This window comes from Pseudomonas sp. H3_E04, assembly GCF_054668915.1.
This window is the reverse complement of sequence record NZ_CP162797.1, coordinates 5,534,020-5,556,460: the sequence shown is the minus strand read 5'-3', so window position 1 is coordinate 5,556,460 and position 22,441 is coordinate 5,534,020. Positions and strand designations below refer to the sequence as shown.

At 60.4% G+C, this 22,441-nt stretch carries 23 protein-coding genes; 9 read left to right on the top strand and 14 right to left on the bottom strand.

Going from position 1 to position 22,441, the window contains the following annotated elements; translation table 11 throughout:
• Positions 1-102: 102 nt before the first annotated feature.
• The 4 genes from thrC to xerD all read right to left on the bottom strand — a co-directional run bounded on the left by thrC (position 103) and on the right by xerD (position 4,938).
• The gene (thrC, locus tag AB4N53_RS24915; RefSeq protein ID WP_460124333.1) at positions 103-1,512 is read right to left on the bottom strand and encodes a threonine synthase; all 1,410 of its coding nucleotides are present in this window, start codon (positions 1,510-1,512) and stop codon (positions 103-105) included.
• A 106-nt stretch (positions 1,513-1,618) separates the two neighbouring features.
• Positions 1,619-2,923 (bottom strand): homoserine dehydrogenase, encoded by a 1,305-nt coding sequence (locus AB4N53_RS24910; RefSeq protein ID WP_024011722.1) that lies wholly within the window; start codon positions 2,921-2,923, stop codon positions 1,619-1,621.
• Positions 2,924-3,054: 131 nt separating this feature from the next.
• Positions 3,055-3,786 carry a bifunctional protein-disulfide isomerase/oxidoreductase DsbC gene (gene dsbC, locus AB4N53_RS24905; protein WP_016771534.1) on the bottom strand — a complete coding sequence of 244 codons (732 nt, stop codon included), beginning with the start codon at positions 3,784-3,786 and terminating at the stop codon, positions 3,055-3,057.
• A 255-nt stretch (positions 3,787-4,041) separates the two neighbouring features.
• Entirely contained in the window at positions 4,042-4,938 is an 897-nt protein-coding gene (gene xerD, locus AB4N53_RS24900) for a site-specific tyrosine recombinase XerD (protein WP_071174488.1), read from the bottom strand.
• Positions 4,939-5,046: 108 nt separating this feature from the next.
• Between xerD and AB4N53_RS24895 the strand changes: the two genes are divergently transcribed.
• On the top strand, positions 5,047-6,855 hold the full coding sequence (locus AB4N53_RS24895) for a cation:proton antiporter (RefSeq protein WP_460124328.1): 1,809 nt from the start codon (positions 5,047-5,049) through the stop codon (positions 6,853-6,855).
• A gap of 170 nt (positions 6,856-7,025) precedes the next feature.
• On the opposite strand, the gene rplS is transcribed toward AB4N53_RS24895, so the two are convergent.
• The 5 genes from rplS to ffh all read right to left on the bottom strand — a co-directional run bounded on the left by rplS (position 7,026) and on the right by ffh (position 10,609).
• Complete coding sequence (gene rplS / locus AB4N53_RS24890; protein WP_003175895.1) at positions 7,026-7,376, bottom strand: 50S ribosomal protein L19; 351 nt, start codon at positions 7,374-7,376, stop codon at positions 7,026-7,028.
• A 45-nt stretch (positions 7,377-7,421) separates the two neighbouring features.
• A complete protein-coding gene (gene trmD / locus AB4N53_RS24885; protein ID WP_231507574.1) occupies positions 7,422-8,132 on the bottom strand; it encodes a tRNA (guanosine(37)-N1)-methyltransferase TrmD in 711 nt (236 codons plus the stop codon).
• 44 nt (positions 8,133-8,176) lie between these two features.
• Positions 8,177-8,713 carry a ribosome maturation factor RimM gene (gene rimM / locus AB4N53_RS24880; RefSeq protein ID WP_460124325.1) on the bottom strand — a complete coding sequence of 179 codons (537 nt, stop codon included), beginning with the start codon at positions 8,711-8,713 and terminating at the stop codon, positions 8,177-8,179.
• Between the two features lie 5 nt (positions 8,714-8,718).
• Entirely contained in the window at positions 8,719-8,970 is a 252-nt protein-coding gene (gene rpsP, locus AB4N53_RS24875; RefSeq protein WP_003185073.1) for a 30S ribosomal protein S16, read from the bottom strand.
• Between the two features lie 262 nt (positions 8,971-9,232).
• Positions 9,233-10,609, bottom strand: a complete 1,377-nt coding sequence (ffh, locus tag AB4N53_RS24870) for a signal recognition particle protein (protein WP_007967791.1) — start codon at positions 10,607-10,609, stop codon at positions 9,233-9,235.
• A gap of 210 nt (positions 10,610-10,819) precedes the next feature.
• On the opposite strand from ffh, the gene AB4N53_RS24865 reads away from it, so the two are divergent.
• The 3 genes from AB4N53_RS24865 (at position 10,820) to AB4N53_RS24855 (ending at position 14,475) form a co-directional block, all read left to right on the top strand.
• On the top strand, positions 10,820-11,632 hold the full coding sequence (locus AB4N53_RS24865; protein WP_016771539.1) for a cytochrome C assembly family protein: 813 nt from the start codon (positions 10,820-10,822) through the stop codon (positions 11,630-11,632).
• A 12-nt stretch (positions 11,633-11,644) separates the two neighbouring features.
• Positions 11,645-12,886 (top strand): transporter associated domain-containing protein, encoded by a 1,242-nt coding sequence (locus AB4N53_RS24860; RefSeq protein ID WP_460124322.1) that lies wholly within the window; start codon positions 11,645-11,647, stop codon positions 12,884-12,886.
• A 272-nt stretch (positions 12,887-13,158) separates the two neighbouring features.
• Positions 13,159-14,475 carry an MFS transporter gene (locus AB4N53_RS24855; RefSeq protein WP_016771542.1) on the top strand — a complete coding sequence of 439 codons (1,317 nt, stop codon included), beginning with the start codon at positions 13,159-13,161 and terminating at the stop codon, positions 14,473-14,475.
• 125 nt (positions 14,476-14,600) lie between these two features.
• Here AB4N53_RS24855 and purT read toward each other — a convergent pair whose 3' ends face one another.
• From purT to AB4N53_RS24830, 5 genes are all read right to left on the bottom strand, one after another.
• The gene (purT, locus tag AB4N53_RS24850; protein ID WP_460124318.1) at positions 14,601-15,782 is read right to left on the bottom strand and encodes a formate-dependent phosphoribosylglycinamide formyltransferase; all 1,182 of its coding nucleotides are present in this window, start codon (positions 15,780-15,782) and stop codon (positions 14,601-14,603) included.
• A 100-nt stretch (positions 15,783-15,882) separates the two neighbouring features.
• On the bottom strand, positions 15,883-16,350 hold the full coding sequence (locus AB4N53_RS24845; protein WP_016771544.1) for a VUT family protein: 468 nt from the start codon (positions 16,348-16,350) through the stop codon (positions 15,883-15,885).
• 131 nt (positions 16,351-16,481) lie between these two features.
• Positions 16,482-16,697: a DUF1289 domain-containing protein gene (locus AB4N53_RS24840; protein WP_460124315.1), complete on the bottom strand. Its 216-nt coding sequence runs from the start codon at positions 16,695-16,697 to the stop codon at positions 16,482-16,484.
• 2 nt (positions 16,698-16,699) lie between these two features.
• Complete coding sequence (locus AB4N53_RS24835) at positions 16,700-17,218, bottom strand: gamma carbonic anhydrase family protein (RefSeq protein ID WP_460124312.1); 519 nt, start codon at positions 17,216-17,218, stop codon at positions 16,700-16,702.
• A gap of 38 nt (positions 17,219-17,256) precedes the next feature.
• Positions 17,257-17,856, bottom strand: coding sequence for a CoA pyrophosphatase (locus tag AB4N53_RS24830; protein WP_460124309.1), 600 nt, complete (start codon positions 17,854-17,856; stop codon positions 17,257-17,259).
• A 147-nt stretch (positions 17,857-18,003) separates the two neighbouring features.
• On the opposite strand from AB4N53_RS24830, the gene AB4N53_RS24825 reads away from it, so the two are divergent.
• From AB4N53_RS24825 to AB4N53_RS24805, 5 genes are all read left to right on the top strand, one after another.
• The gene (locus AB4N53_RS24825) at positions 18,004-18,558 is read left to right on the top strand and encodes an NUDIX hydrolase (RefSeq protein ID WP_460124306.1); all 555 of its coding nucleotides are present in this window, start codon (positions 18,004-18,006) and stop codon (positions 18,556-18,558) included.
• Positions 18,559-18,632: 74 nt separating this feature from the next.
• Positions 18,633-19,148: a L,D-transpeptidase family protein gene (locus AB4N53_RS24820; protein ID WP_460124304.1), complete on the top strand. Its 516-nt coding sequence runs from the start codon at positions 18,633-18,635 to the stop codon at positions 19,146-19,148.
• Positions 19,149-19,430: 282 nt separating this feature from the next.
• Positions 19,431-20,162, top strand: a complete 732-nt coding sequence (locus AB4N53_RS24815) for a GntR family transcriptional regulator (protein WP_460124301.1) — start codon at positions 19,431-19,433, stop codon at positions 20,160-20,162.
• A gap of 55 nt (positions 20,163-20,217) precedes the next feature.
• Positions 20,218-21,324 (top strand): N-acetylglucosamine-6-phosphate deacetylase, encoded by a 1,107-nt coding sequence (gene nagA / locus AB4N53_RS24810; protein WP_460124296.1) that lies wholly within the window; start codon positions 20,218-20,220, stop codon positions 21,322-21,324.
• Positions 21,305-22,327 (top strand): SIS domain-containing protein, encoded by a 1,023-nt coding sequence (locus tag AB4N53_RS24805; protein WP_460124293.1) that lies wholly within the window; start codon positions 21,305-21,307, stop codon positions 22,325-22,327. Before nagA ends, AB4N53_RS24805 begins: the two co-directional genes overlap by 20 nt.
• Positions 22,328-22,441 lie beyond the last annotated feature (114 nt).

Below are 22,441 nucleotides of genomic sequence, written 5' to 3'. Positions count from 1 at the left end.
CGACTCACCCGTCCTTCGTGGGTGAAAACCCGAGCAGTGTGGCAGCAGAAACAAAAAAGCCCGTCAGGAGACGGGCTTCAAAATGTGACAGCGCTGGCAGGCTTACAGTGGCATGCCGCGGTTGCCATGCTGACTGACAAAGGCTTGCACGGCTTTCAGGTCGTTTGGCAGAACGGTGCAGCGCTCGTTTCGCTCAAACAAATCAGAAAGATGTGCAGGTAGTTCGAGCGCTTTTCCTACACCCGCTTTCTCCACTGCCTCGGGAAACTTGACCGGGTGGGCAGTGCCCAGAATGACCATCGGAATGTCCAGACTGCGACGGCACTCGCGCGCGGCCTTCACGCCGATGGCGGTGTGCGGATCAAGGACTTCACCGCTCTGCTCGTAGACTTCGGCAATGGTTTCGCAGGTCTGCGCATCGTCCACCGCCAGCGAGTCGAACAGTTTACGCGCTTCGGTCCAGCGCTCTTGTTCGACGCTGAAGCTGCCATCCTTTTTGAACGAGTCCATCAGGCCGGCAATTGCCGCACCGTTACGACCGTGCAGGTCGAACAGCAGGCGCTCGAAGTTCGACGAAACCATAATGTCCATCGATGGCGACAGCGTTGCGTGCAGGGTTTCCTTGACGTACTGGTTGCCGCTCATGAAGCGGTGCAGGATGTCGTTGCGGTTGGTCGCGACGATCAACTGGTTGATCGGCAGGCCCATGTTGCGCGCCAGGTAACCGGCGAAAATGTCGCCGAAGTTGCCGGTCGGCACCGAGAACGACACCGAACGCGCCGGACCGCCCAACTGCAGGGCCGCGTGGAAGTAGTAAACGATCTGGGCCATGATTCGCGCCCAGTTGATCGAGTTCACCGCCACCAGACGCGTGCCTTTGAGGAAGCTCTGGTCGGCGAAGCTGTTCTTGACCATTTCCTGACAGTCATCGAAGTTGCCTTCGATGGCGATGTTGTGGATATTCTCGCCGAAGATCGTCGTCATCTGCCGACGCTGCACTTCCGATACACGCTGATGCGGGTGAAGGATGAAGATGTCGACGTTTTCACAGTGCTTGCAGCCTTCGATGGCTGCCGAACCGGTATCACCGGAGGTGGCACCGACAATCACCACGCGCTCGCCGCGCTTTTCCAGCACGTAGTCGAGCAGGCGACCGAGCAGTTGCAGGGCGAAGTCCTTGAACGCCAGGGTCGGGCCGTGGAACAGTTCCAGCACCCATTCATTAGCGTTCAACTGGCGCAATGGCGCCACGGCGCTGTGGGCGAACACACCGTAGGTTTCTTCGAGGATCTTCTTGAAATCGGCATCCGGGATGCTGCCGGTAACGAACGGGCGCATCACCCGAAAGGCCAGTTCGTGATAAGGCAGGCCGGCCCAGGAAGCGATTTCTTCCTGAGTGAAACGTGGCAGGTTTTCCGGAACGTACAGACCGCCGTCGGTCGCCAGACCGGCCAGCAGGACCTCTTCGAAATTCAGGGCCGGGGCCTGGCCGCGAGTACTGATATATCGCATTTTTTTCAAACCTTCGGTTTGAGCTGCAAGCTGCAAGGTGCAAGTCGCAAGTAAAAGCCAGACTGCTTCTCTCTTGCCGCTTGCAGCTCGAAGCTTGCCGCTGCTTTTAGTTCAAATGTTCGACACGGATCCGTACAACCGGGCCGTCGACGCCAGCCAGTGCTTCCAGCGCGGTGATCGCATCATTTATGCGCTGCTCGACCACGCGGTGGGTCAGCAGGATCATCGGCACCAGGCCGTCATGCTCTTCGACTTCCTTCTGCATGATCGATTCGATATTGATGCCGCGCTCCGACAGGATGCTCGCCACTTGAGCCAGTACGCCCGGATGATCCTTGGCGTGAATGCGCAGGTAGTAAGCGCTTTCGCAGGCTTCGATCGGCAGGATCGGATGCGCCGACAACGAGTCCGGCTGGAAGGCCAGGTGCGGCACACGGTTTTCCGGGTCGGAAGTCATCGCGCGAACCACGTCGACCAGGTCGGCGATCACCGACGAAGCGGTCGGCTCCATGCCAGCGCCGGCACCGTAGAACAGCGTCGAACCGGCGGCGTCACCGTTGACCATCACTGCGTTCATCACGCCGTTGACGTTGGCGATCAGGCGATCAGCCGGAATCAGCGTCGGGTGCACGCGCAACTCGATGCCAGCGTCAGTGCTGCGCGCCACACCGAGGTGTTTGATGCGATAGCCCAGCGCTTCGGCATAGTTGACGTCGGCGGTGGTCAGTTTGGTGATGCCTTCGGTGTAAGCCTTGTCGAACTGCAGCGGAATACCGAAGGCAATCGACGCCAGAATGGTCAACTTGTGCGCGGCATCGATGCCTTCGACGTCGAAAGTCGGGTCGGCTTCGGCATAACCCAGCGCCTGCGCTTCGGCGAGCACGTCTTCGAACGTACGGCCCTTCTCACGCATTTCGGTGAGGATGAAGTTGCCGGTGCCGTTGATGATGCCCGCGACCCAGTTGATGCGGTTGGCGGACAGGCCTTCGCGGATCGCCTTGATCACCGGAATGCCACCGGCGACCGCCGCTTCGAATGCCACGATCACGCCTTTCTCGCGTGCCTTGGCGAAAATCTCATTACCGTGAACGGCTATCAGCGCCTTGTTCGCGGTGACCACATGCTTGCCATTCTCGATGGCCTTGAGTACCAGCTCGCGGGCAACGGTGTAGCCGCCCATCAGCTCTATGACGATGTCGATCTCAGGGTTCGTGGCCACTTCGAAGACATCGTTGGTAATCGCAATACCGGTCGTCTGGAACTGAGGCTTTGGCGTGCGCGTGGCAATTTGTGCCACTTCGATTCCACGCCCGGCACGACGAGCAATTTCCTCGGCGTTGCGCTGAAGTACGTTGAAGGTACCGCCACCGACGGTCCCTAACCCACAGATGCCTACTTTGACCGGATTCACTGTGAACTCCCCATGAAACGGCCGACACAGGGTCGGCCGGAAAACAACCGCGTGCTCGCGGCTCTCTGTTGATGGCCCGGCGCTGTTGCTGCCGGACCACGATCGTCATCGGTTGCCCGAGACGATGCGAATTACTTCGCGCCCAGCGCCAGTTTGGCGACTTGTGGCGCCGGCTGGTAGCCCGGAATGACCTGGCCGTCGGCCAAAACGATGGCCGGTGTGCCATTCACGCCGATCGACTGACCGAGGGCGAATTGCTTGGAAACCGGGTTATCGCACTTGGCGGCCTTGATTTCCTTGCCATCGACCATTTTGTCCATGGCGGCTTTCTTGTCTTTCGAGCACCACACCGCTTGCAGCTGTTCGTCACCCGGGGAATTCAGGCCCTGGCGCGGGAACGCCACGTAACGTACTTCGATGCCGCGCTTGTTCAGCTCGGGCACTTCGGCATGCAGTTTGTGGCAATACGGGCAGGTGGTGTCGGTGAACACGGTGATGTGCGATTTGGTCTCGCCCACGGCCGGGTAGACCACGGTTTCGGCCACCGGAATGGCATTGATCAGTTTGGAAATGCCCAGGCGTTCGGTCTTTTCGGTCAGGTTGACCGGTTTGCCGTTCGCGAGCTGATACAGGTTGCCCTGGACGATGTATTGGCCATCGGCGCTGGCGTAAAGCACGCGGCTGCCTTTGAGTTTGACTTCGTACATGCCAGGCAACGGACTGGCGCTGATGCTCTCGACCGGAACCTCGAGTTCGAGTTTTTCCAGGCTTTGACGAATGGCTTTGTCGGCCGCGTCATCGGCGACGGCAAAGGTGCTCACCAGCGCGATAGCGGCGGCAGCGAAAATCTGGGTCAGACGCATGAGTACTCCTGAGGGCGGGCCAATGAAACGATCAGAACGCCCGTGCGAAACACCGGGTCATAACCGTCCATCGTGCAAACCGGCAAAGCCTAACACATAAGGTCGCGAGGGCCGAATGCGCCTGTCGCCACGTATTCGGGACGACATGATTCCCTGTTGGAGCGAGCCTGCTCGCGAAGAGGCCTGCACATCCAGATTGAGTGTTGCCTGACACACCGCTGTCGCGAGCAGACTCGCTCCCACAGGGGGTAGTGTTCAGCCGCGAGGATGGTGTTTGGCGTGCAGATCCTGCAACCTGGCGCGGGCGACATGGGTGTAAATCTGCGTGGTGGACAGGTCGCTGTGCCCGAGCAGCATCTGCACCACGCGCAAGTCCGCACCATGGTTGAGCAGGTGCGTGGCGAACGCGTGACGCAAGGTGTGCGGCGACAGCGACTTGCTGATACCGGCGACCTTGGCCTGATGCTTGATCCGATGCCAGAACGTCTGCCGGGTCATCTGCTCGCCGCGCTGGCTGGGGAACAGCACATCGCTGGGGCGGCCGCCGAGCAACTCGCCACGACCATCACGCATATAACGCTCAACCCAGACAATCGCCTCCTCGCCCATCGGCACCAGACGCTCCTTGCTGCCCTTGCCCATCACCCGCAAGACGCCCTGGCGCAGGTTGACCTGCTCCAGCGTCAGGCTGATCAGTTCGGTCACGCGCAGGCCACAGGCATACAGCACTTCCAGCATCGCCCGGTCGCGCTGGCCGATGGCCTCGCTCAGGTCCGGCGCCTTGAGCAGCGCTTCGACATCGGCTTCCGACAGCGATTTGGGCAACGGCCGGCCCAGTTGCGGCATGTCGACTCGCAACGTCGGGTCGACGCTGATCAGTTTTTCCCGCAACAGATAGCGGTAAAAGCCACGCACCCCGGAGAGAAATCTCGCGGTCGAGCGCGGCTTGTAGTTTTGCTCCAGCCGCCACGCGAGGTGATCAAGGATCAACTCGCGACCGGCATTGATCAATTCGAGATTCTTCTCCTGCAACCAGCCGTTGAACAGCGCGAGGTCGCTGCGATAGGCGTCGCGGGTGTTGTCGGACAGGCCTTTTTCCAGCCATAAAGCGTCGAGAAATTGATCAATCAGCGGATGGTCGATGGCAGGCATGGGTACTCAGGGCAGGCAGCTTTTCACACTGCGCGCAAATAGACAGTGAACGACGGGAATGGCCGCTAGTCTTTCATAGCCAGCCAGATCAAGGAACAGGGAGCATCAATGAACGAGCAGCAAATTCTCTTGGCATTTGGCGGGATCGGCGCGGCGGCGCTGGGTTGTCAGTGGCTGGCATGGCGCCTGAAGCTGCCGGCCATTCTGTTTCTGCTGCTGACCGGCATTCTGGCCGGCCCGCTGCAGGGTTGGCTCGACCCGCAGGAAATGTTCGGCCCGTTGCTGATGCCATTGGTGTCGCTGGCAGTGGCGCTGATCCTGTTCGAGGGCAGCCTGACTCTGCACCTGTCGGAATGGAAAGAGATCGGCAGCGTCGTTCATCGACTGGTGACCCTCGGTGCGATTTCGACCTGGATCGTCATCGCGGTCGCCACGCATTTTCTGCTCGGTTTCGACTGGATGCTGGCGATTCTGTTTGGCAGCCTGACACTGGTCACCGGTCCGACCGTGATCGTGCCGATGCTGCGGGTGGTGCGGCCAAAAGCCTCGATCGCCAACATCCTGCGCTGGGAAGGCATCGTCATCGATCCGATCGGCGCTCTGCTCGCGGTCGTGGTGTACAGCTTCATCATCGCCAGCGCTGAAGGCCAAGGCCTCAAGCAAAGCCTCTTCACCTTCGGCGGGGTGATTCTCTGCGGCGCCTTGTTTGGTGTCGTCGGTGGTTGGCTGCTGGGGACGGTGATCCGCCGTCAGTGGCTGCCGGAATACTTGCATAACCTGGCCTCGCTGGCAGCGGTGCTGGCGATTTTCATCTGCGCCAACCAAGTGATGCACGAGTCCGGCTTGCTGGCGGTGACGCTGATGGGCATGTGGCTGGCCAACATGAAAGGCGTGGACGTGCGGCACATCCTGCACTTCAAGGAAAACCTCAGCGTGTTGCTGATTTCCGGACTGTTCATCCTGCTCGCGGCGCGCCTGGACCTGGACGCTTTGATCGGTCTGGGACCGCTGGTGTTGATTCTGCTGCTGGTGATCCAGTTGATCGCCCGCCCATTGAATGTTTTGCTCAGCACCGCCGGTTCCAGTCTCAGCTGGCGCGAACGAGCGTTGCTGTGCTGGATCGCGCCACGCGGGATCGTCGCTGCGGCTGTCTCGGCGATTTTCGCCATTCGCCTGGATGAATCCGGACATGAAGGCGCCCTGCTGCTGGTGCCGCTGACCTTCGCGGTAATCATCGGCACCGTGGTTTTGCAAAGCGCAACGGCGCGACCGCTGGCACGGCTGTTAAAGGTCGCCGAACCGGCGCCGAGCGGTTTTCTGATCGTTGGAGCCAACGGCCCGGCCCGCGAACTGGGCAAGTCGCTGCAGCAACTGGGCAGCCGCGTCCTGCTGACCGATTCGAGCTGGGAGAATATCCGCGCGGCACGCATGGAAGGCTTGCCGACTTATTTCGGCAACCCGGCGTCGCAGCATGCGGACGCGCATCTGGACCTGGTGGGGTTGGGGCATTTGCTGGCGCTGTCACCGTCGGGCGAGCTGAACACATTGGCGGCGATGCGCTTTCGTCATGACTTCGGTCATCAGCGCCTGTTCGGGCTGGCCAGCGGCCATGAAAGCCGCCGCAGCGACAAGCACCGCGCAAGCCTGGAACACCGGGGCAATCAATTGGGCAGTGAGGCACTGACCTATTCGAAACTGGCCGGCCAGATGGGCCAGGGAGCGGAGCTTTACAGCACGACGTTGACGGACGGCTTCGGCTGGGAGGATTACCAAGCGCTGCACGGCAATCGCGCGACGCTGCTGTTCATGCGTGATGACAGCGGTTGGGTGCATGTGGTGACGCCGGAAACGGCGTTGAAGCCGGGGGCGGGGTGGACGTTGCTGGCGTTGATTCAACCGGAAGGTTCCAGCGCCTGACGGATCGATTCGCGAGCAGGCTCGCTCCCACATTCGGACCCCCTGTGGGAGCGGGCCTGCTCGCGAAGGCGGCGACTCGGTCACGAATAGACTGTAGATCTTTGCCGCACAAATCCCGGGCAACAAAAAAGCAGCCCGTAGGCTGCTTTTTTCTGCATCGGAAGCTGGGCTTAAGCCAGTTTTTCCTTGATGCGAGCTGCTTTACCCGACAGGTCACGCAGGTAGTACAGCTTGGCTTTACGTACGTCACCGCGACGTTTGACAGCCATGCTGTCGATCTGCGGGGAGTAGGTCTGGAAAGTACGTTCTACGCCAACACCGTTGGAGATTTTACGAACGGTGAACGCACTGTTCACGCCGCGGTTACGCTTGGCGATTACAACGCCTTCGAACGCTTGCAGACGGGAACGATCGCCTTCCTTCACTTTCACCTGAACGACAATAGTGTCGCCTGGGGCGAAGGTAGGGATTTCTTTGGTCATCTGCTCTGCTTCGAGTGCAAGGATGATTTTGTTGGTCATGCTGTGCTCCTAAGGTAAATCGTTCGATCTACCATCGATACGTTGTTAACTATCGTCCCGCTCGCGGATGTATTCCTCGAGCAGCTTCTTCTCTTCTCCAGAAAGCGAGCGGCTTTCCAGAAGATCGGCGCGTCGTTCATAGGTCCTACCAAGGGACTGCTGTAAACGCCAACGCCGGATATGCGCGTGATTGCCACTTAGCAACACGTCGGGAACACGCTGATCCGCATACACCTCCGGTCGGGTGTAGTGCGGGCAATCCAGCAGACCATCCGTAAAGGAATCTTCCTCAGCGGAATCCGCATGCCCTAAAGCTCCAGGCAGCAGTCGTGTAACCGCATCGATCAGGACCATGGCCGGCAGCTCACCGCCAGACAGTACATAGTCGCCAATCGACCACTCTTCATCGACATGAGCCTCAATAAAGCGCTCGTCAATGCCTTCGTAGCGGCCGGCAATCAGGATCAATGCATCCGATTGTGCCAGCTCGCGTACCGCCGACTGAGTCAGTTGACGGCCTTGGGGGGACAGGTAAATCACCTTCGCCGCCTCCCCGGCTGCTGCCTTGGCCTGAGCCAGCGCATCTTCCAGGGGCTTGATCTTCATCACCATGCCCGGACCACCGCCAAACGGGCGATCGTCCACAGTGTGATGCCGATCCGTCGTGTAATCTCGCGGATTCCAACAGGTCAGCTGCAAGAGCCCCTGTTTGACCGCACGACTGGTGATGCCGTAATCGCCAATGGCGGAAAACATCTCGGGAAACAAACTGATCACTTCTACGCGCAAGTTAGCCACGTTCAGAAGTCCGCGTCCCAATCCACCTTCATCTCGCCCGCTGCCAGGTCGATGGCCAACACGCATTGCTCCGTATAGGGCAACAGGCGTTCGCGATCATCCAGGCTGCCAGCGCAAGGCTTGACGACCATTACATCATTGGCGCCGGTTTCCAGAAGATGATCGATTTTCCCGAGCAGTTGCCCAAGGGTGTCGATGACCTTCAGACCTTCCAGCTGGTACCAGTAGTACTCGCCTTCGGTCAATTCAGCGAACAGGTTGCGCGGCACGCAGATCTCATAACCGGCCAGAAGACGAGCTTCTTCACGATCATCGAGACCCTTGAGCTTGGCGACCAGGAACTTGTCGCTCCCGCGTCCACTGACCAGCTCGACCTGTTTGACATTGCCTTCGCGCTTGAGCGTCCAGGTTTTGTACTGCAACAGGTTTTCAGTCGGATCAGTAAAGGAATAAACCTTCACTTCGCCGCGAACGCCATGAACAGAATAAATTTTGCCAATAACGATCAAATCATCGGCAGGGGCTGGCGTCGCGTTCATATTGCTCAGGCCGCAGCCTTGGCAGATTCCTTCAACAACTGAGCAACGCGCTCAGAAGGTTGTGCACCAACGCTCAGCCAGTAGGCAACGCGCTCTTGGTTCACGGACAGACGGATTTCCTGACCACGGGCAACAGGGTTGAAGAAACCAACCTGTTCTTTGTGGGAGCCGTCACGCGGGTTACGCGAGTCGGTTACGGTCAGGTGGTAAAACGGGCGCTTTTTGGAGCCGCCAAGGGCAAGACGGATTGTTAGCATGTGAACATCGTTCCTGTAGTCGGTGCTGCAAATCTAAATGCACAGCGGGCATGGGTGCCCGAAAGGCCGCATATTCTAAGGAATATCCGGACTTTTGCAAATGCCTTTTTCCGGCGCCCATGGCATGCCGTGCAGATTTGCATAGAGAGCCGTCATTAAAAACGGCCAGTCAGCTCCCGCCGAGTGCGGGTTTGCTGTTTGATCCTGCGTCCTTGCAGGGTCTGCGCCGGTGCGACGACCGGCGAAGTCTTAGTGTCCTGACTTACATTTTCGGCATGCCGCCGCCGGGCAACATACCGCCCATGCCGCGCATCATTTTTGCCATACCGCCCTTGGCGGTGAATTTCTTCATCATCTTCTGCATCTGCTTGTGCTGCTTGATCAAGCGGCCGATGTCCTGCACCTGCGTGCCGGAACCCATGGCGATCCGGCGCTTGCGCGAACCGCTGATCAGCTCAGGGTCGCGGCGCTCGGCCGGGGTCATGGAATTGATGATGGCTTCCATCTGCTTGAACTGCTTTTCTGCGGCGTTCTGGGCATTGCCCATTTGCGACAGGTTGACGCCGCCGATGCTCGGCAGTTTGTCCATGAGGCCGCCGAGGCCGCCCATGTTCTTCATTTGTTGCAGCTGATCGCGGAAGTCTTCGAGGTCGAAGCCCTTGCCCTTTTTCAGCTTCTTGGCCAGTTTGTCGGCCTTGTCCTTGTCCAGCGTCGCTTCAGCTTGTTCGATCAGGCTGAGCACGTCGCCCATGCCGAGGATCCGCGAAGCAATACGCTCAGGGTGGAACGGATCTAGCGCTTCGCTCTTCTCGCCCATACCGATGAACTTGATCGGCTTGCCGGTGATGGCGCGCACCGACAGTGCGGCACCGCCACGGGCGTCGCCGTCGACCTTGGTCAGGATCACACCGGTCAGCGGCAGCGCATCACCGAAGGCCTTGGCCGTGTTGGCGGCGTCCTGACCGGTCATGGCGTCGACCACGAACAGGGTTTCGACCGGGTTGATCGCGGCGTGCAGCGCCTTGATCTCGCCCATCATCTCTTCGTCGATGTGCAGACGACCGGCGGTATCGACGATGACCACGTCGATGAATTTCAGTTTTGCTTCTTTAATAGCCGCATTGGCGATGTCGACCGGCTTCTGGCTCAGGTCGGACGGGAAGAACGTCACGCCGATGTCGTTGGCCAGGGTTTCCAGCTGCTTGATCGCCGCCGGACGGTAGATGTCCGCCGAGACGACCATGACCGACTTCTTCTTGCGCTCTTTAAGGAAGCGCGCCAGTTTGCCGGCGGTGGTGGTTTTACCCGCGCCCTGCAGACCGGCCATCAGAATCACGGCTGGCGGAACGGCACTCAGGTTGAGGTCTTCGTTGGCCGCGCCCATCAGGCTTTCAAGTTCGGCCTGGACGATCTTCACGAACGCCTGGCCCGGCGTCAGGCTGCGCGACACCTCCGTGCCGACAGCGCGCTCCTTGACCGAATTGACGAAGTCCTTGACCACCGGCAATGCGACGTCAGCTTCGAGCAACGCCATGCGCACTTCACGCAGGGTGTCTTTGATATTGTCCTCGGTCAGCTTCGCCTTGCCGGTGACATGGCGCAGCGTCTGCGAGAGACGGTCGGTTAAGTTTTCAAACATTGCGCGATCCTTTCAGGCCCTGTACGAACCGGGATAATGGCGGCCCAGACCGGAATCAACATGTGCTCGGCGAGCCTGCGGCGTGGGCAGGTCGCGGATTATAGCGAAGACTGCGGCCGGCGGACACCTCGCCGTCAGCTTGCGGAGTCTTTCGTGCCGTGGCGGTTCTATGCCAAACTCAGCGCCTTTCGGGCTCGCCTAACAGGATTTATGCTCCCCTTGTCACCCAGTTTGCTGACCACCCTCGCCGCCGCCCTGCTCTATGCCGCTGCGACCGTCTATCAAAGTACCCGCCTGGCCACCGGCGCCAAGGCGAACAAGCGCCTGCTGGTCAGCCTCGGCGTGTTCGCCGTGCTCGCCCACGGCGCCAGCCTGCTCACGCATCTATTAACCCCGATCGGCCTCGGCCTGGACTTCTTCAGTGCGTCCAGCCTGATCGCCGCGGCGGTGATTGCCCTGACCCTGCTCGCCTGCTCGCGGATCCCGGTGGAAAACCTGCTGGTGCTGCTGTTCCCGCTGGGTGCGATCACGGTATTGCTGGCGCAGTTCGCGCCGACCGGCACGGTGCAGATCATCGACGAAGAGCCGGGCATCCTCGCGCACATTCTATTGTCGATCCTCGCCTACGGCATGTTCACCATCGCCGTATTCCAGGCGTTGCTGCTGCTGGTTCAAGACCATCAGCTCAAGCACAAGCACCCGTCCGGGCTGATCAAGAACTTCCCGCCCCTGCAAACCATGGAAAGCCTGCTGTTCGGCTTTCTCTGGGCCGGCTGGACGCTGCTGTCGCTGTCGCTGATTTCCGGCTGGCTGTTCGTCGAGAACCTGTTTGCCCAGCATCTGGTGCACAAGACCCTGCTGGCCTGCCTGGCATGGATCGTCTTCAGCGTGCTGCTGTGGGGCCGCAACCGTCTGGGCTGGCGCGGCCACAAGGCGATTCGCTGGACCCTCGCCGGTTTCTGCCTGCTGATGCTGGCGTACTTCGGCAGCAAACTGGTTCGTGAATACATCCTGCACATCTGACGGGCGGCATAAATGGACGGTTTGCCCATAGGGCCGATGCTCGCGGTATTTGTCCTGCTGATTTTATGGTCGGGGCTGTTTACCGCCGTCGAAATCGCGCAGCAGCACCTGCTTGCGCAACGTATCGCCTCGCGCGCCAGCGACAAACCGCTGGCGAAGCTGAGCTTCCCGCTCGACAGCCTGATCCTCTGCAATACCTTGTGCCGCGCCCTCGCAGTGATCATCGCGACGCTGCTGGCGATTTTTCTCTGCGAAGAAAACGGCCCGTGGGCGGCCTGCCTTGGCGCCGGTGCCATCCTGCTGGTGTTCGCCGATTATTTCCCGCGCACTTTGGCCCGGCGCTATCCGGACGCCGTGCTGGCGTTCGGCAATGCCCTGCTGGCCGTGCCGATGAAAATCGTCTACCCGTTCGCGTGGCTGTTCAGCCGGGTCAGCGCTTTGTTGATAACCCCGTTTACGCGCAAGGCGCAGGTGGTGCAACAGAGCGAGGACGAGTTGCCGGCCGATCACGATGATGATCCCGAACATCCCGTGCGCAGCCACCCGGTGTCGGGCATCCATGCGCTGGACAACATCACGGTCAACGACATTCTGGTGCCGCGCAGCGATGTCGACGGTATCAACCTCGACGATTCGATCGAAGAGATCATCGCGCAACTGCGCGAGAACAAGCGCACGCGTCTGCCGGTGTTTCACAGCGACATCAATCAGGTCGAAGCGGTGCTCAACACCCGCCAGATAGGCCATTTGCTCGGCAACGGTGGATTGACCCGCGAGGCGCTGCTGGCGGCCAGCTACGAGCCCTACTTCGTCCCTGAAAGCACGCCGTTGCAACTGCAGCTGCTGAATTTCCACAAGCAGCAGCGGCGCTTGGGCATGGTCGTCGATGAATACGGCGAAGTGCTGGGCATCGTCACCCTTGAAGACATTCTCGAAGAGATCGTCGGCGAATTCGAAAGCGAGCACAGCCTCGACAACCCGCACATCCATCCCCAGGCCGACGGGCGTATGGTCATTGATGGCGCCGCGTCGATCCGTGACCTGAACAAGTGCCTGGGCTGGCACCTGCCGAGCGACGGGCCGAAGACGCTCAATGGTCTGGTCACCGAAGCGCTGGAAACCATTCCGGAAAGCGCGGTGTGCCTGAAGATCGGCCGTTATCGACTTGAAATCCTCGAGACCGAAGAGAACCGGGTGAGCAAGGTGCTGATCTGGCATACCTCTTCTGCTCCTGCTTTGGTGCCCGCCAGATAAAAGATCGAAAGATCAAAAGATCGCAGCCTTCGGCAGCTCCTACCCTGCGATCTGCGCTTGTTTGATCGTTAGCCCCCTTCCTATAATCGAGGCGCTTACCCAAGCGCCGTCGATCCCTGTGCCTACCCGGCACTGCCCGGATCCTGACTGTTTCCGCTGCAAACCGACGACTGTTCCTACTCGAAACAGCGCTCGCGCCCTACCCCACATCCCTGGGTGTTCGACCATAATAATTCGCTCCACTGGAGCTCATGACTGTCAGGGATCACCGCATGACGACCCATACCGCTTACAGCGAAACCGCGCCTGCCCAGCCGACCAATTCCGCCACCCGCGTGGCCACGGCAAGCTTTATCGGCACCGCTATCGAGTTCTACGACTTCTACGTTTATGCCACTGCTGCGGCGCTGGTGATCGGGCCGGTGTTCTTTCCGCAGACCTCCGGCACGGCGCAGATGCTTTCGGCATTTCTGACTTTCGGCATTGCTTTCCTCGCCCGGCCACTGGGTTCGGCACTGTTTGGCCACTTCGGCGACCGCATCGGGCGCAAGTCGACGCTGGTCGCCTCGCTGCTGTTGATGGGCGTGTGCACCACCTTGATTGGCGTGTTGCCGGGCTACGACAGCATTGGGGCCTGGGCGCCGATTCTCCTGTGTGTGCTGCGTTTCGGTCAGGGCCTGGGCCTTGGCGGCGAATGGGGCGGCGCAGCGCTGCTGGCCACGGAAAACGCACCGAAGGGCAAACGCGCCTGGTTCGGCATGTTCCCGCAGCTCGGCCCATCGATTGGTTTTCTTGCGGCCAACGGCCTGTTCCTGACCTTGGCGATGACGCTGGATGACGAACAGTTCCGCAGCTGGGGCTGGCGCATTCCGTTTCTGCTCAGCGCGGCGCTGGTAATGGTCGGTCTGTATGTGCGCCTCAAATTGCATGAAACACCAGTGTTCGCCAATGCGATCGCCCGTCAGGAACGAGTGAAAGTGCCACTGGTCGAGTTGTTCAGCCAATACTGGGCGCCGACCCTGCTCGGTGCGGCGGCGATGGTGGTCTGCTATGCGCTGTTCTATATCTCGACGGTGTTTTCCCTGAGCTACGGCGTATCGACACTGGGCTACAGTCGCGAAACGTTCTTGGGCCTGCTGTGCTTTGCCGTGTTGTTCATGGCCGCAGCGACGCCATTGTCGGCCTGGGCCAGCGACCGTTACGGGCGCAAACCGGTGCTGATCATCGGTGGCGTGCTGGCGATTCTGTCCGGTTTTCTCATGGAGCCATTGCTGACGCAGGGCTCGACCTGGGGCGTGGCGCTGTTTCTGTGCATCGAGTTGTTTTTGATGGGCGTGACATTCGCACCGATGGGCGCGCTGTTGCCTGAGCTGTTTCCGACCCACGTGCGTTATACCGGCGCTTCGGCAGCGTACAACCTGGGCGGGATCGTCGGAGCCTCGGCGGCGCCGTTCTTTGCGCAGAAACTGGTGGCGATGGGTGGCTTGAGCTATGTCGGCGGGTATGTATCAGCGGCGGCGGTGTTGAGTCTGATTGCGGTGCTGTGCTTGAAGGAGACGCGCAATAACGATCTGAATCAGGTTGCCTGACAGAAGATCAAGAGCTTCGCGAGCAGGCTCGCTCCCACAGGGTTTTGGGATTGGTCACAGATTCTGTGTTCACCCAATCCCATGTGGGAGCGAGCCTGCTCGCGAATAGCTGCTGCGCCTCGCTTTTACAGCTCTACAACAACCACCTGCGACGCACGAGTCGCCTTGGCACGCGCGGCCTCGATCGACTCATCACGGGCCAACGCCACGCCCATGCGGCGCTGACCATTCACTTCTGGCTTGCCGAACAGACGCAGCGCGGTATCCGGCTCGCTCAACGCAGCGCCCAGATTGGCGAATGCAGTCTGGGTCGACTGCCCTTCCACCAGAATCACTGCCGACGCCGATGGCCCGAACTGACGGATCAGCGGTACCGGCAGGCCGAGAATGGCGCGGGCATGCAGGGCGAATTGCGACAGGTCCTGGGAAATCAGCGTGACCAGACCGGTGTCATGCGGACGTGGCGAGACTTCGCTGAACCACACCTGATCACCTTTGATGAACAGCTCCACGCCGAACAGACCACGGCCACCCAGCGCTTCCGTCACTGCTTTGGCAACGCGCTCGGATTCAGCCAGAGCAATCGGGCTCATGGCCTGTGGCTGCCATGATTCCTGATAGTCGCCCTTCTCCTGACGGTGGCCGACCGGTGCGCAGAACGTGGTGCCGCCAATGTGGCGCACGGTGAGCAGGGTGATTTCGTAGTCAAAGTCGATAAAGCCTTCGATGATCACCCGACCTTTGCCGGCGCGACCGCCCTCTTGCGCGTAATCCCAGGCTTTTTGCACGTCATCGGCGCTGCGCAGCAGGCTCTGGCCCTTGCCCGACGAACTCATCACCGGCTTGACCACGCAAGGGAAACCCAGGTCCTGAACGGCTTTGCTGTAGTCCTCGAAGGTGTCGGCAAAGTGGTACGGCGAGGTCGGCAGGTCCAGCTCTTCGGCAGCCAGACGACGGATGCCTTCGCGGTTCATGGTCAGTTGCGCAGCGCGCGCGGTAGGGATCACGGTGAAGCCTTCGGCTTCCAGCTCGACCAGCGTGGCGGTGGCGATGGCTTCGATTTCCGGCACGATGAAGTGCGGTTTCTCGGCTTCGATCACTGCACGCAACGCAGCGCCGTCGAGCATGTTGATCACGTGGCTGCGATGGGCGACTTGCATGGCCGGCGCGTTGGCGTAGCGGTCGACGGCAATCACTTCAACGCCCAGGCGCTGCAGTTCGATTACCACTTCCTTGCCCAACTCACCACAGCCACACAGCAATACGCGGGTCGCGGTTGGCGACAATGGAGTTCCGATACGGGTCATCTCAGGTCCTCAAAGGAAGCGGATCATCGAGGAAAGCCACGCAGGTGCGCTTTCCATGGGGAGAAAGCGCGGCATTTTACATGAACCCGAGGGTTTGGCTTCAACTGGCGACAGCCTGTTTGCGATCCCGCCAGGCCATGATCAGCCAGACAGCGGTGACGCCGGCGAACTTGGAGGCCAGCGCGGTGATAATTACCGGCGGCGTCAAGGCATCGATCATGCCGAAAAAAATGAAGGTATCCAGCGGAATGCTCAGCGCCGAACTGATCCACAGACGGTCGCGCAATGGCCGTTTGGTAATGCTGAACACCAGCCAGTCGATGCATTCGGAGACCGCGAACGCCGTGGCGCTGGCCAGCGCAATGGAAGGGTCGGACGTGATGTAGGAGAGCACCAGCGCCGCCAGCATCGCCACGATCGCGCCATGACCGAAGCGCGTTTGCACCATGTCGCGCAGCACGAACACCAGGCCGCCCCATGCGGACCAGATGATGTCCAGGTGCGGCGCGGTGGAAAAGGCGAAGTTGATCAGCACGACGCTGCTGATGTAAGCGATGAGGAAGATCATGGAGGTGGCCTGTCGATTTGGCGCACAGGTTACTTGAGTGCCCTGAAAAGCAAAAGATCGCAGCCTTCGGCAGCTCCCACATTTGGAATGCGTTCCCATGTAGGAGCTGCCGAAGGCTGCGATCTTTTGATCTATTGGCTCGGCGTCTTGGCAATCATCCAGACTAATCCACTCGCCTTCGCCCGTTCATGACACAACCCCAGCACCACCCGGCGCTCGTCATTGTTCATGCGGCCCCAGCGGGTGATCTCCGCGACCGTGCGCTGGCACCCGGTGCAAACATCATCCTCATCCAGAGCGCAGATATTCACGCACGGCGAGGCGACTGGTCGTTCAACAGTCGTCATTGTTACTGCTCGACCAGATCGCGGGCGTACCGCTGCGAGTTATGCACATAGTGCGCGGCGCTGGCTTCGAGCATCTTTTTCTGCGCCTCGGTCAGTTCACGCACAACCTTGCCCGGCGAGCCCATCACCAGCGAACCGTCGGGAATTTCCTTGCCTTCGCCGATCAGCGAATTGGCGCCGATGATGCAGTTCTTGCCGATCTTCGCGCCGTTGAGAATCACCGCGTTGATACCGATCAGGCTGTAATCGCCGACCGTGCAGCCGTGGAGCATGGCGTTGTGGCCGATGGTCACGCCGGTGCCGATGGTCAGCGGGTAGCCCATGTCGGTGTGCATTACCGTGCCGTCCTGCACGTTGCTGTTCTTGCCGATGAGGATCAGTTCGTTGTCGCCGCGCAATACGGCGTTGAACCAGACGTTGGCGCCCTCTTCCAGGAGGACCTTGCCCACCAGCACGGCATTAGGCGCGACCCAGCTCTGTGGATGGGTTTCGACACGGGCGTCGCCCAGGCGGTATTTCATCTTGTTTTCCTCGGGCTCACGGCCGTTCGAATGACGGCTCAGGTATCGATAAAGCTTTTCGGCGGTCGGTGCAGGCTGATTCTGGCGTCATAGAGCAGGTTGATCAACTCGACGATCATGATCGCCGTCAGGCCCCAGATCTTGTACTCGCCGAAGCGATAGCTCGGCACGTACCAACTGCGGCCCTGATAGTCGATGCGGTGGGTGTGCTCGCGGGGATCTTTGCGGAAGAATTCCAGCGGCACGCTGAAGACAGCCGCGATTTCAGCATCATTGGGCTGGTATTCGACAAAGTCGGGAATCACTCCGACATACGGCGTTACCTTGATGCCGTGCAGGGAGATCAGTGGACTCAGCGGGCCGATGACTTCGACCAGGCCCGGCGGCAGGCCGATTTCTTCTTCGGCTTCGCGCAGTGCGGTGAATATGAGGTCCGGGTCTTCCGGGTCGCGGCGCCCTCCGGGGAAGGCGACCTCGCCGCCGTGGGTCGAAAGCCCGCTGGCGCGCAGGGTCAGGACCAGTTCCGGTTCGTCACTGCGGGTGATCGACACCAGCACGGCGGCTTCGGGGAAACGTGCGTCGGTCTCCAGCGTGCGCGGTGTGTGGTTGCTTACCCTATGCAGTAGCTCGTCCAGCATGAGTGTTCTCGATCGGTGCCTTGCTCCGCATCATGCACCAATCAAAGCGAGCGCCCAAGCCCCCGAAACCGGTCATGTCGCGAAACGACAACTTGCCGACCGGCCCCGCTGCACGCCAAGATAGGCGCAGCATTCAGGAACCCGAGCATGAAATTTTGCAGCCACTGCGGTAACCCGGTCACCCAGCGCATTCCCGAAGGCGACTCGCGGCTGCGATTTGTCTGCGACAGCTGTCAGACCATTCACTACCAGAATCCCAATATCGTCGCCGGTTGCGTGCCGACCTGGGGGACGAAAGTGCTGCTCTGCCGCCGCGCCATCGAGCCGCGCCTCGGTTACTGGACACTGCCTGCCGGTTTCATGGAAAACGGCGAGACCATCGAGCAGGCCGCCGTGCGTGAAACCGCCGAAGAAGCCTGCGCCCGGGTGCGCAACCTGAGCATTTACACGCTGATCGACGTGCCGCACATCAGCCAGGTGCATGTGTTCTTCCGCGCCGAACTGGCCGACCTGGAGTTTGCGGCCGGGCCCGAAAGCCTCGAAGTACAGCTGTTCGACGAAGCCGATATCCCTTGGGACGAGCTGGCTTTCCGCACGGTCGGGCGTACCTTAGAATGCTTCTTCGCTGATCGGCGCGTCGAGAAGTATCCGGTTCGTTCGGAATCGATTCCGCCGTTGGTGCAGCCGGTCGTTGTCGGCTAGAAGATCAAAAGATCGCAGCCTTCGGCAGCTCCTACCTAAAACCTGATTGCGTCACTCCCTGGGGAATCGTTTCAATGCGCTGGTTGCTTGCCCTGTTCTGCCTGTCGTTCGTCAGCGTTTCGCAAGCGTCATTCGTGACCACCGTGACGCCGTCCAATAGTCCACTGATCGAAAAAGTCCTGGTACTCAAATCGGCCCACCAACTACAGCTGATTGCCGACGGCAAGCCGCTGAAGACCTATCGCATTTCCTTGGGCAAGGGCGCGAAGAAAGGCCCGAAACTGATCGAGGGCGACAAACGCACACCCGAAGGTTTCTATTGGATCGACTGGCGCAAGACCAGCGAGAAATTCAACCTGTCGATGCACATCTCCTACCCGAACATCAGCGACGCCGCCCGCGCTCGCCGTGAAGGTGTCGAGCCCGGCGGCATGATCATGATCCACGGCACCCCGGACTCGGCAGACAACCCGGAGCAGTTGTTCCATACCCTCGACTGGACCGATGGCTGTATCGCCATGCGCAACGTCGATATGCGTGAAGTGTGGAATCTGGTACCGGACGGCACGATGATCGAGATTCGCCCGTAACCTCGACCGCTGGTCACCGCAAAAAAAATAAATCAAAAGATCGCAGCCTTCGGCAGCTCCTACAGGGTTGATACCACTTCCCACTGTAGGAGCAGCCGAAGGCTGCGATCTTTTGCTTTTCAACGTCCACCACTAATACCACTTAAGACCACCACCCCCTGAAGCCCCGATATTCGCGGGTTACAAGCCATTTACCTGCGTTGACATGGTATTCAAGTGGTATTAGCTTCCGTCGCACAAGCGAGCCACAACAATCCTATACTCGCGACGGAAACGACCTACATGAACGACCTCCAGACCCTACGTCCCGACGATTCCCAGCCGACGCCACTGTACTTGCAACTGGCGCGCAATCTGGAAGCGGCGATTCATGCCGGGCAGTGGAAGGCCGAACAGGCGATGCCGTCCGAGCGCAGCCTCAGCGACCAGCTCGGCATTTCCCGGGTCACCGCACGCAAGGCGTTGGAAGTCTTGCTCGACCAAGGCCTGATCCGCCGCCTGCAAGGCTCGGGCACGTTCATCACTCCCCGCCTGGAACAACCGCTGTCGCGTCTTTCCGGCTTCAGCGAAATGCTGCGCCTGAAAGGTTTCGTGCCGAGCTCGAAATGGCTGGAGCGGGACATCACCCTGCCAACCCACGAAGAACTGATCCGCCTCGGCCTGTCGCCGAACGACAAGGTGGCGCGCATGAAGCGCCTGCGCAAAGCCGATGACACGGTCATGGCGATCGAGATGAGCACCCTGCCCGCGTCGATCATGCCCAAGCCGCAAGCGGTGGGCGATTCGCTTTACGAATACCTCGACGGCATTGGCAAACCGATCGTCCGCGCCCTGCAGCACATCCAGGCGATCAACGCCTCTGACGAATTCGCCGCACTGGTCGGCATCGCCCCCGGTACCGCCATGCTGCTGATGACCCGGGTCGGCTATCTGGAAGACAACACGCCGATCGAAGTCACCGACACCTATTGCCGCAACGACTACTACGACTTTGTTGCAGAGCTTCGCAGATAAAGAGCTTCGTAGATAAAAGCTGCGCCGCTGAGAGCGGCCCCAAGCGAGAACCGAAATGTCCGAAGACAACATCTTCACCGCCAGCGGCTGGGTTCGCGGCCGGCTGATTCACGAACACGGCAAGGTCGTGTCGATCGAAGGCGTGCCCTGCGATCCGGCGACCAACGATTTGCCCTATCTGCTGCCGGGTTTCATCGACCTGCATGTGCATGGCGGCGGCGGCAAAGACATTATGGAAGGCGCCGAAGCCTTCGAGACCATCAGCAAAACCCACGTGCGCTTTGGCACTACTTCGCTGCTGGCCACGACCATGACTGCGCCGAGCGCGGAGATTTCCAGCGTCCTCAAAGAGGTCGGAGAATTCTGCGAACAGCGTCCGAAAGGCGCCGCGCGAGTGCTTGGCGTGCACCTTGAAGGCCCCTACATCAACCCGGGAAAACTCGGCGCGCAACCGAACTTCGCTCACACCGCGTTGATGGCCGAAGTTGAAGAGTATCTGGCACTGGCGCCGATCCGCGTCATCACCATCGCCCCGGAAATCGCCGGTCACGACGGGCTGATCCGTGAGCTGAGCAGCCGTGGCATCCGCATGCAGATCGGCCATACCCTCGGCAGTTACGAGGAAGGCGTCGCTGCGCTGGCTGCCGGCGCCAGCAGTTTCACTCACCTCTATAACGCGATGAGCCCGTTGCATCACCGCGAGCCGGGCATCGTCGGCGCGGCGCTGGCCCACGCCAAATACGCCGAGCTGATTCCCGATCTGCTGCACGTGCACCCCGGCGCCATTCGCGTGGCGCTGCGTTCGATCCCGTGCCTGTATTGCGTCACCGATTCGACCGCCGCCGCCGGCATGCCCGACGGTGAATACAAGCTCGGCAGCCACACCGTGACCAAATGCCTGGGCGGCGTGCGTCTGCCCGACGGCACGCTGGCCGGCAGCACCCTGACCATGGATCAGGCCCTGCGCAATCTGGTGAAGATCGGTTTGCCGATCGCCGAAGCCTCGCAGCGTCTGTCGCAATTTCCCGCCGACTACCTCGGCATCACCGAACGCGGGCGCCTTGCCCCCGGCGCCTGGGCCGACTGCGTGCGGCTCGATCGCTCACTCACACTGACCGCCGTCATGGTCGAAGGAGAAGACATTGACTTCAAAAATGCTTGAAGAGGCGCTGTCCTCGTTCCAGGCCGTGCAAGCGCAACTGCAACAGCTCGACGCGCCAATGATCGAGATCGCCGGGCGCCTGCGCCGGCAGCCGCCGCAAGTGGCGATGACCGTCGCCCGTGGCAGCTCCGACCACGCGGCGAGCTACTTCGCCTACCTGACCATGCAGCAACTGGGCGTGCCGGTGGCCTCGTTGCCAATGTCCGTGGTGACCATGCAGCAGGCGCCACTGAAAGTCAGCGGTCAGGTCGCCTTTGCGTTTTCGCAGTCGGGGCAGAGCCCGGATCTGGTCAACAGCCTGCGCCTGTTGCGCAAGCGTGGCGCGCTGAGCGTGTCATTGGTCAACGCAGCCGATTCGCCACTGGAAGCGGCCTGTGAATTCAGCCTGCCGCTGCTCGCCGGCACGGAAAGCAGCGTCGCCGCGACCAAGAGTTTTATCGCCACCCTCAGCGCCAGCGCGCGTTTGATCGCGCACTGGAAAGAGGACAGCGAATTGCTGCAGGCCCACGATGCGCTGCCAGAAGGCCTGCGCGAAGCGGCGAAACAGGACTGGAGCGTGGCCATCGAAGCCCTGCGCGATTGCCAGCGCCTGATGGTGATCGGCCGTGGCGCCGGTTTCGCGATTGCCCAGGAAGCGGCACTGAAGTTCAAGGAAACCTCGGCGATTCAGGCCGAAGCGTTCAGCAGCGCCGAAGTCCGTCACGGCCCGATGGCACTGATCGACGAACACTATCCGCTGCTGGTTTTCGCCCCACGCGGCGCCGAGCAGGCCGGCCTGCTGAGTCTGGCGGCGGAAATGCGCCAGCGCGGCGCCCGCGTTTTGCTCGCCGCGCCGGATGACGTCAGCGAACGCGACCTGACCCTGAGCCGCGCCGAACACCCGGCCCTCGACCCGATTCTGGCGATCCAGAGCTTTTACGTGATGGCTGCAGGTCTGGCCGTGGCGCGGGGCATGGACCCGGATCAGCCGCGCCATTTGAGCAAAGTGACCCGCACCCACTGATAGCCGTTGACGGATGTACTCCGTGTAGGAGCTGCCGCAGGCTGCGATCTTTTGATTTTTGACGTAGCGAAAAAACAAGATCAAAAGATCGCAGCCTGCGGCAGCTCCTACAGG

What these genes read in the sequence shown, in the direction of transcription:
- thrC (WP_460124333.1), bottom strand. Translation starts at nt 1,512, where the DNA reads ATGCGATATATCAGTACTCGCGGCCAGGCCCCGGCCCTGAATTTCGAA.
- dsbC (WP_016771534.1), bottom strand. Translation starts at nt 3,786, where the DNA reads ATGCGTCTGACCCAGATTTTCGCTGCCGCCGCTATCGCGCTGGTGAGC.
- xerD (WP_071174488.1), bottom strand. Translation starts at nt 4,938, where the DNA reads ATGCCTGCCATCGACCATCCGCTGATTGATCAATTTCTCGACGCTTTA.
- AB4N53_RS24895 (WP_460124328.1), top strand. Translation starts at nt 5,047, where the DNA reads ATGAACGAGCAGCAAATTCTCTTGGCATTTGGCGGGATCGGCGCGGCG.
- rplS (WP_003175895.1), bottom strand. Translation starts at nt 7,376, where the DNA reads ATGACCAACAAAATCATCCTTGCACTCGAAGCAGAGCAGATGACCAAA.
- trmD (WP_231507574.1), bottom strand. Translation starts at nt 8,132, where the DNA reads ATGTTTTCCGCCATTGGCGATTACGGCATCACCAGTCGTGCGGTCAAA.
- rimM (WP_460124325.1), bottom strand. Translation starts at nt 8,713, where the DNA reads ATGAACGCGACGCCAGCCCCTGCCGATGATTTGATCGTTATTGGCAAA.
- rpsP (WP_003185073.1), bottom strand. Translation starts at nt 8,970, where the DNA reads ATGCTAACAATCCGTCTTGCCCTTGGCGGCTCCAAAAAGCGCCCGTTT.
- ffh (WP_007967791.1), bottom strand. Translation starts at nt 10,609, where the DNA reads ATGTTTGAAAACTTAACCGACCGTCTCTCGCAGACGCTGCGCCATGTC.
- AB4N53_RS24865 (WP_016771539.1), top strand. Translation starts at nt 10,820, where the DNA reads ATGCTCCCCTTGTCACCCAGTTTGCTGACCACCCTCGCCGCCGCCCTG.
- AB4N53_RS24860 (WP_460124322.1), top strand. Translation starts at nt 11,645, where the DNA reads ATGGACGGTTTGCCCATAGGGCCGATGCTCGCGGTATTTGTCCTGCTG.
- AB4N53_RS24855 (WP_016771542.1), top strand. Translation starts at nt 13,159, where the DNA reads ATGACGACCCATACCGCTTACAGCGAAACCGCGCCTGCCCAGCCGACC.
- purT (WP_460124318.1), bottom strand. Translation starts at nt 15,782, where the DNA reads ATGACCCGTATCGGAACTCCATTGTCGCCAACCGCGACCCGCGTATTG.
- AB4N53_RS24845 (WP_016771544.1), bottom strand. Translation starts at nt 16,350, where the DNA reads ATGATCTTCCTCATCGCTTACATCAGCAGCGTCGTGCTGATCAACTTC.
- AB4N53_RS24840 (WP_460124315.1), bottom strand. Translation starts at nt 16,697, where the DNA reads ATGACGACTGTTGAACGACCAGTCGCCTCGCCGTGCGTGAATATCTGC.
- AB4N53_RS24835 (WP_460124312.1), bottom strand. Translation starts at nt 17,218, where the DNA reads ATGAAATACCGCCTGGGCGACGCCCGTGTCGAAACCCATCCACAGAGC.
- AB4N53_RS24830 (WP_460124309.1), bottom strand. Translation starts at nt 17,856, where the DNA reads ATGCTGGACGAGCTACTGCATAGGGTAAGCAACCACACACCGCGCACG.
- AB4N53_RS24825 (WP_460124306.1), top strand. Translation starts at nt 18,004, where the DNA reads ATGAAATTTTGCAGCCACTGCGGTAACCCGGTCACCCAGCGCATTCCC.
- AB4N53_RS24820 (WP_460124304.1), top strand. Translation starts at nt 18,633, where the DNA reads ATGCGCTGGTTGCTTGCCCTGTTCTGCCTGTCGTTCGTCAGCGTTTCG.
- AB4N53_RS24815 (WP_460124301.1), top strand. Translation starts at nt 19,431, where the DNA reads ATGAACGACCTCCAGACCCTACGTCCCGACGATTCCCAGCCGACGCCA.
- nagA (WP_460124296.1), top strand. Translation starts at nt 20,218, where the DNA reads ATGTCCGAAGACAACATCTTCACCGCCAGCGGCTGGGTTCGCGGCCGG.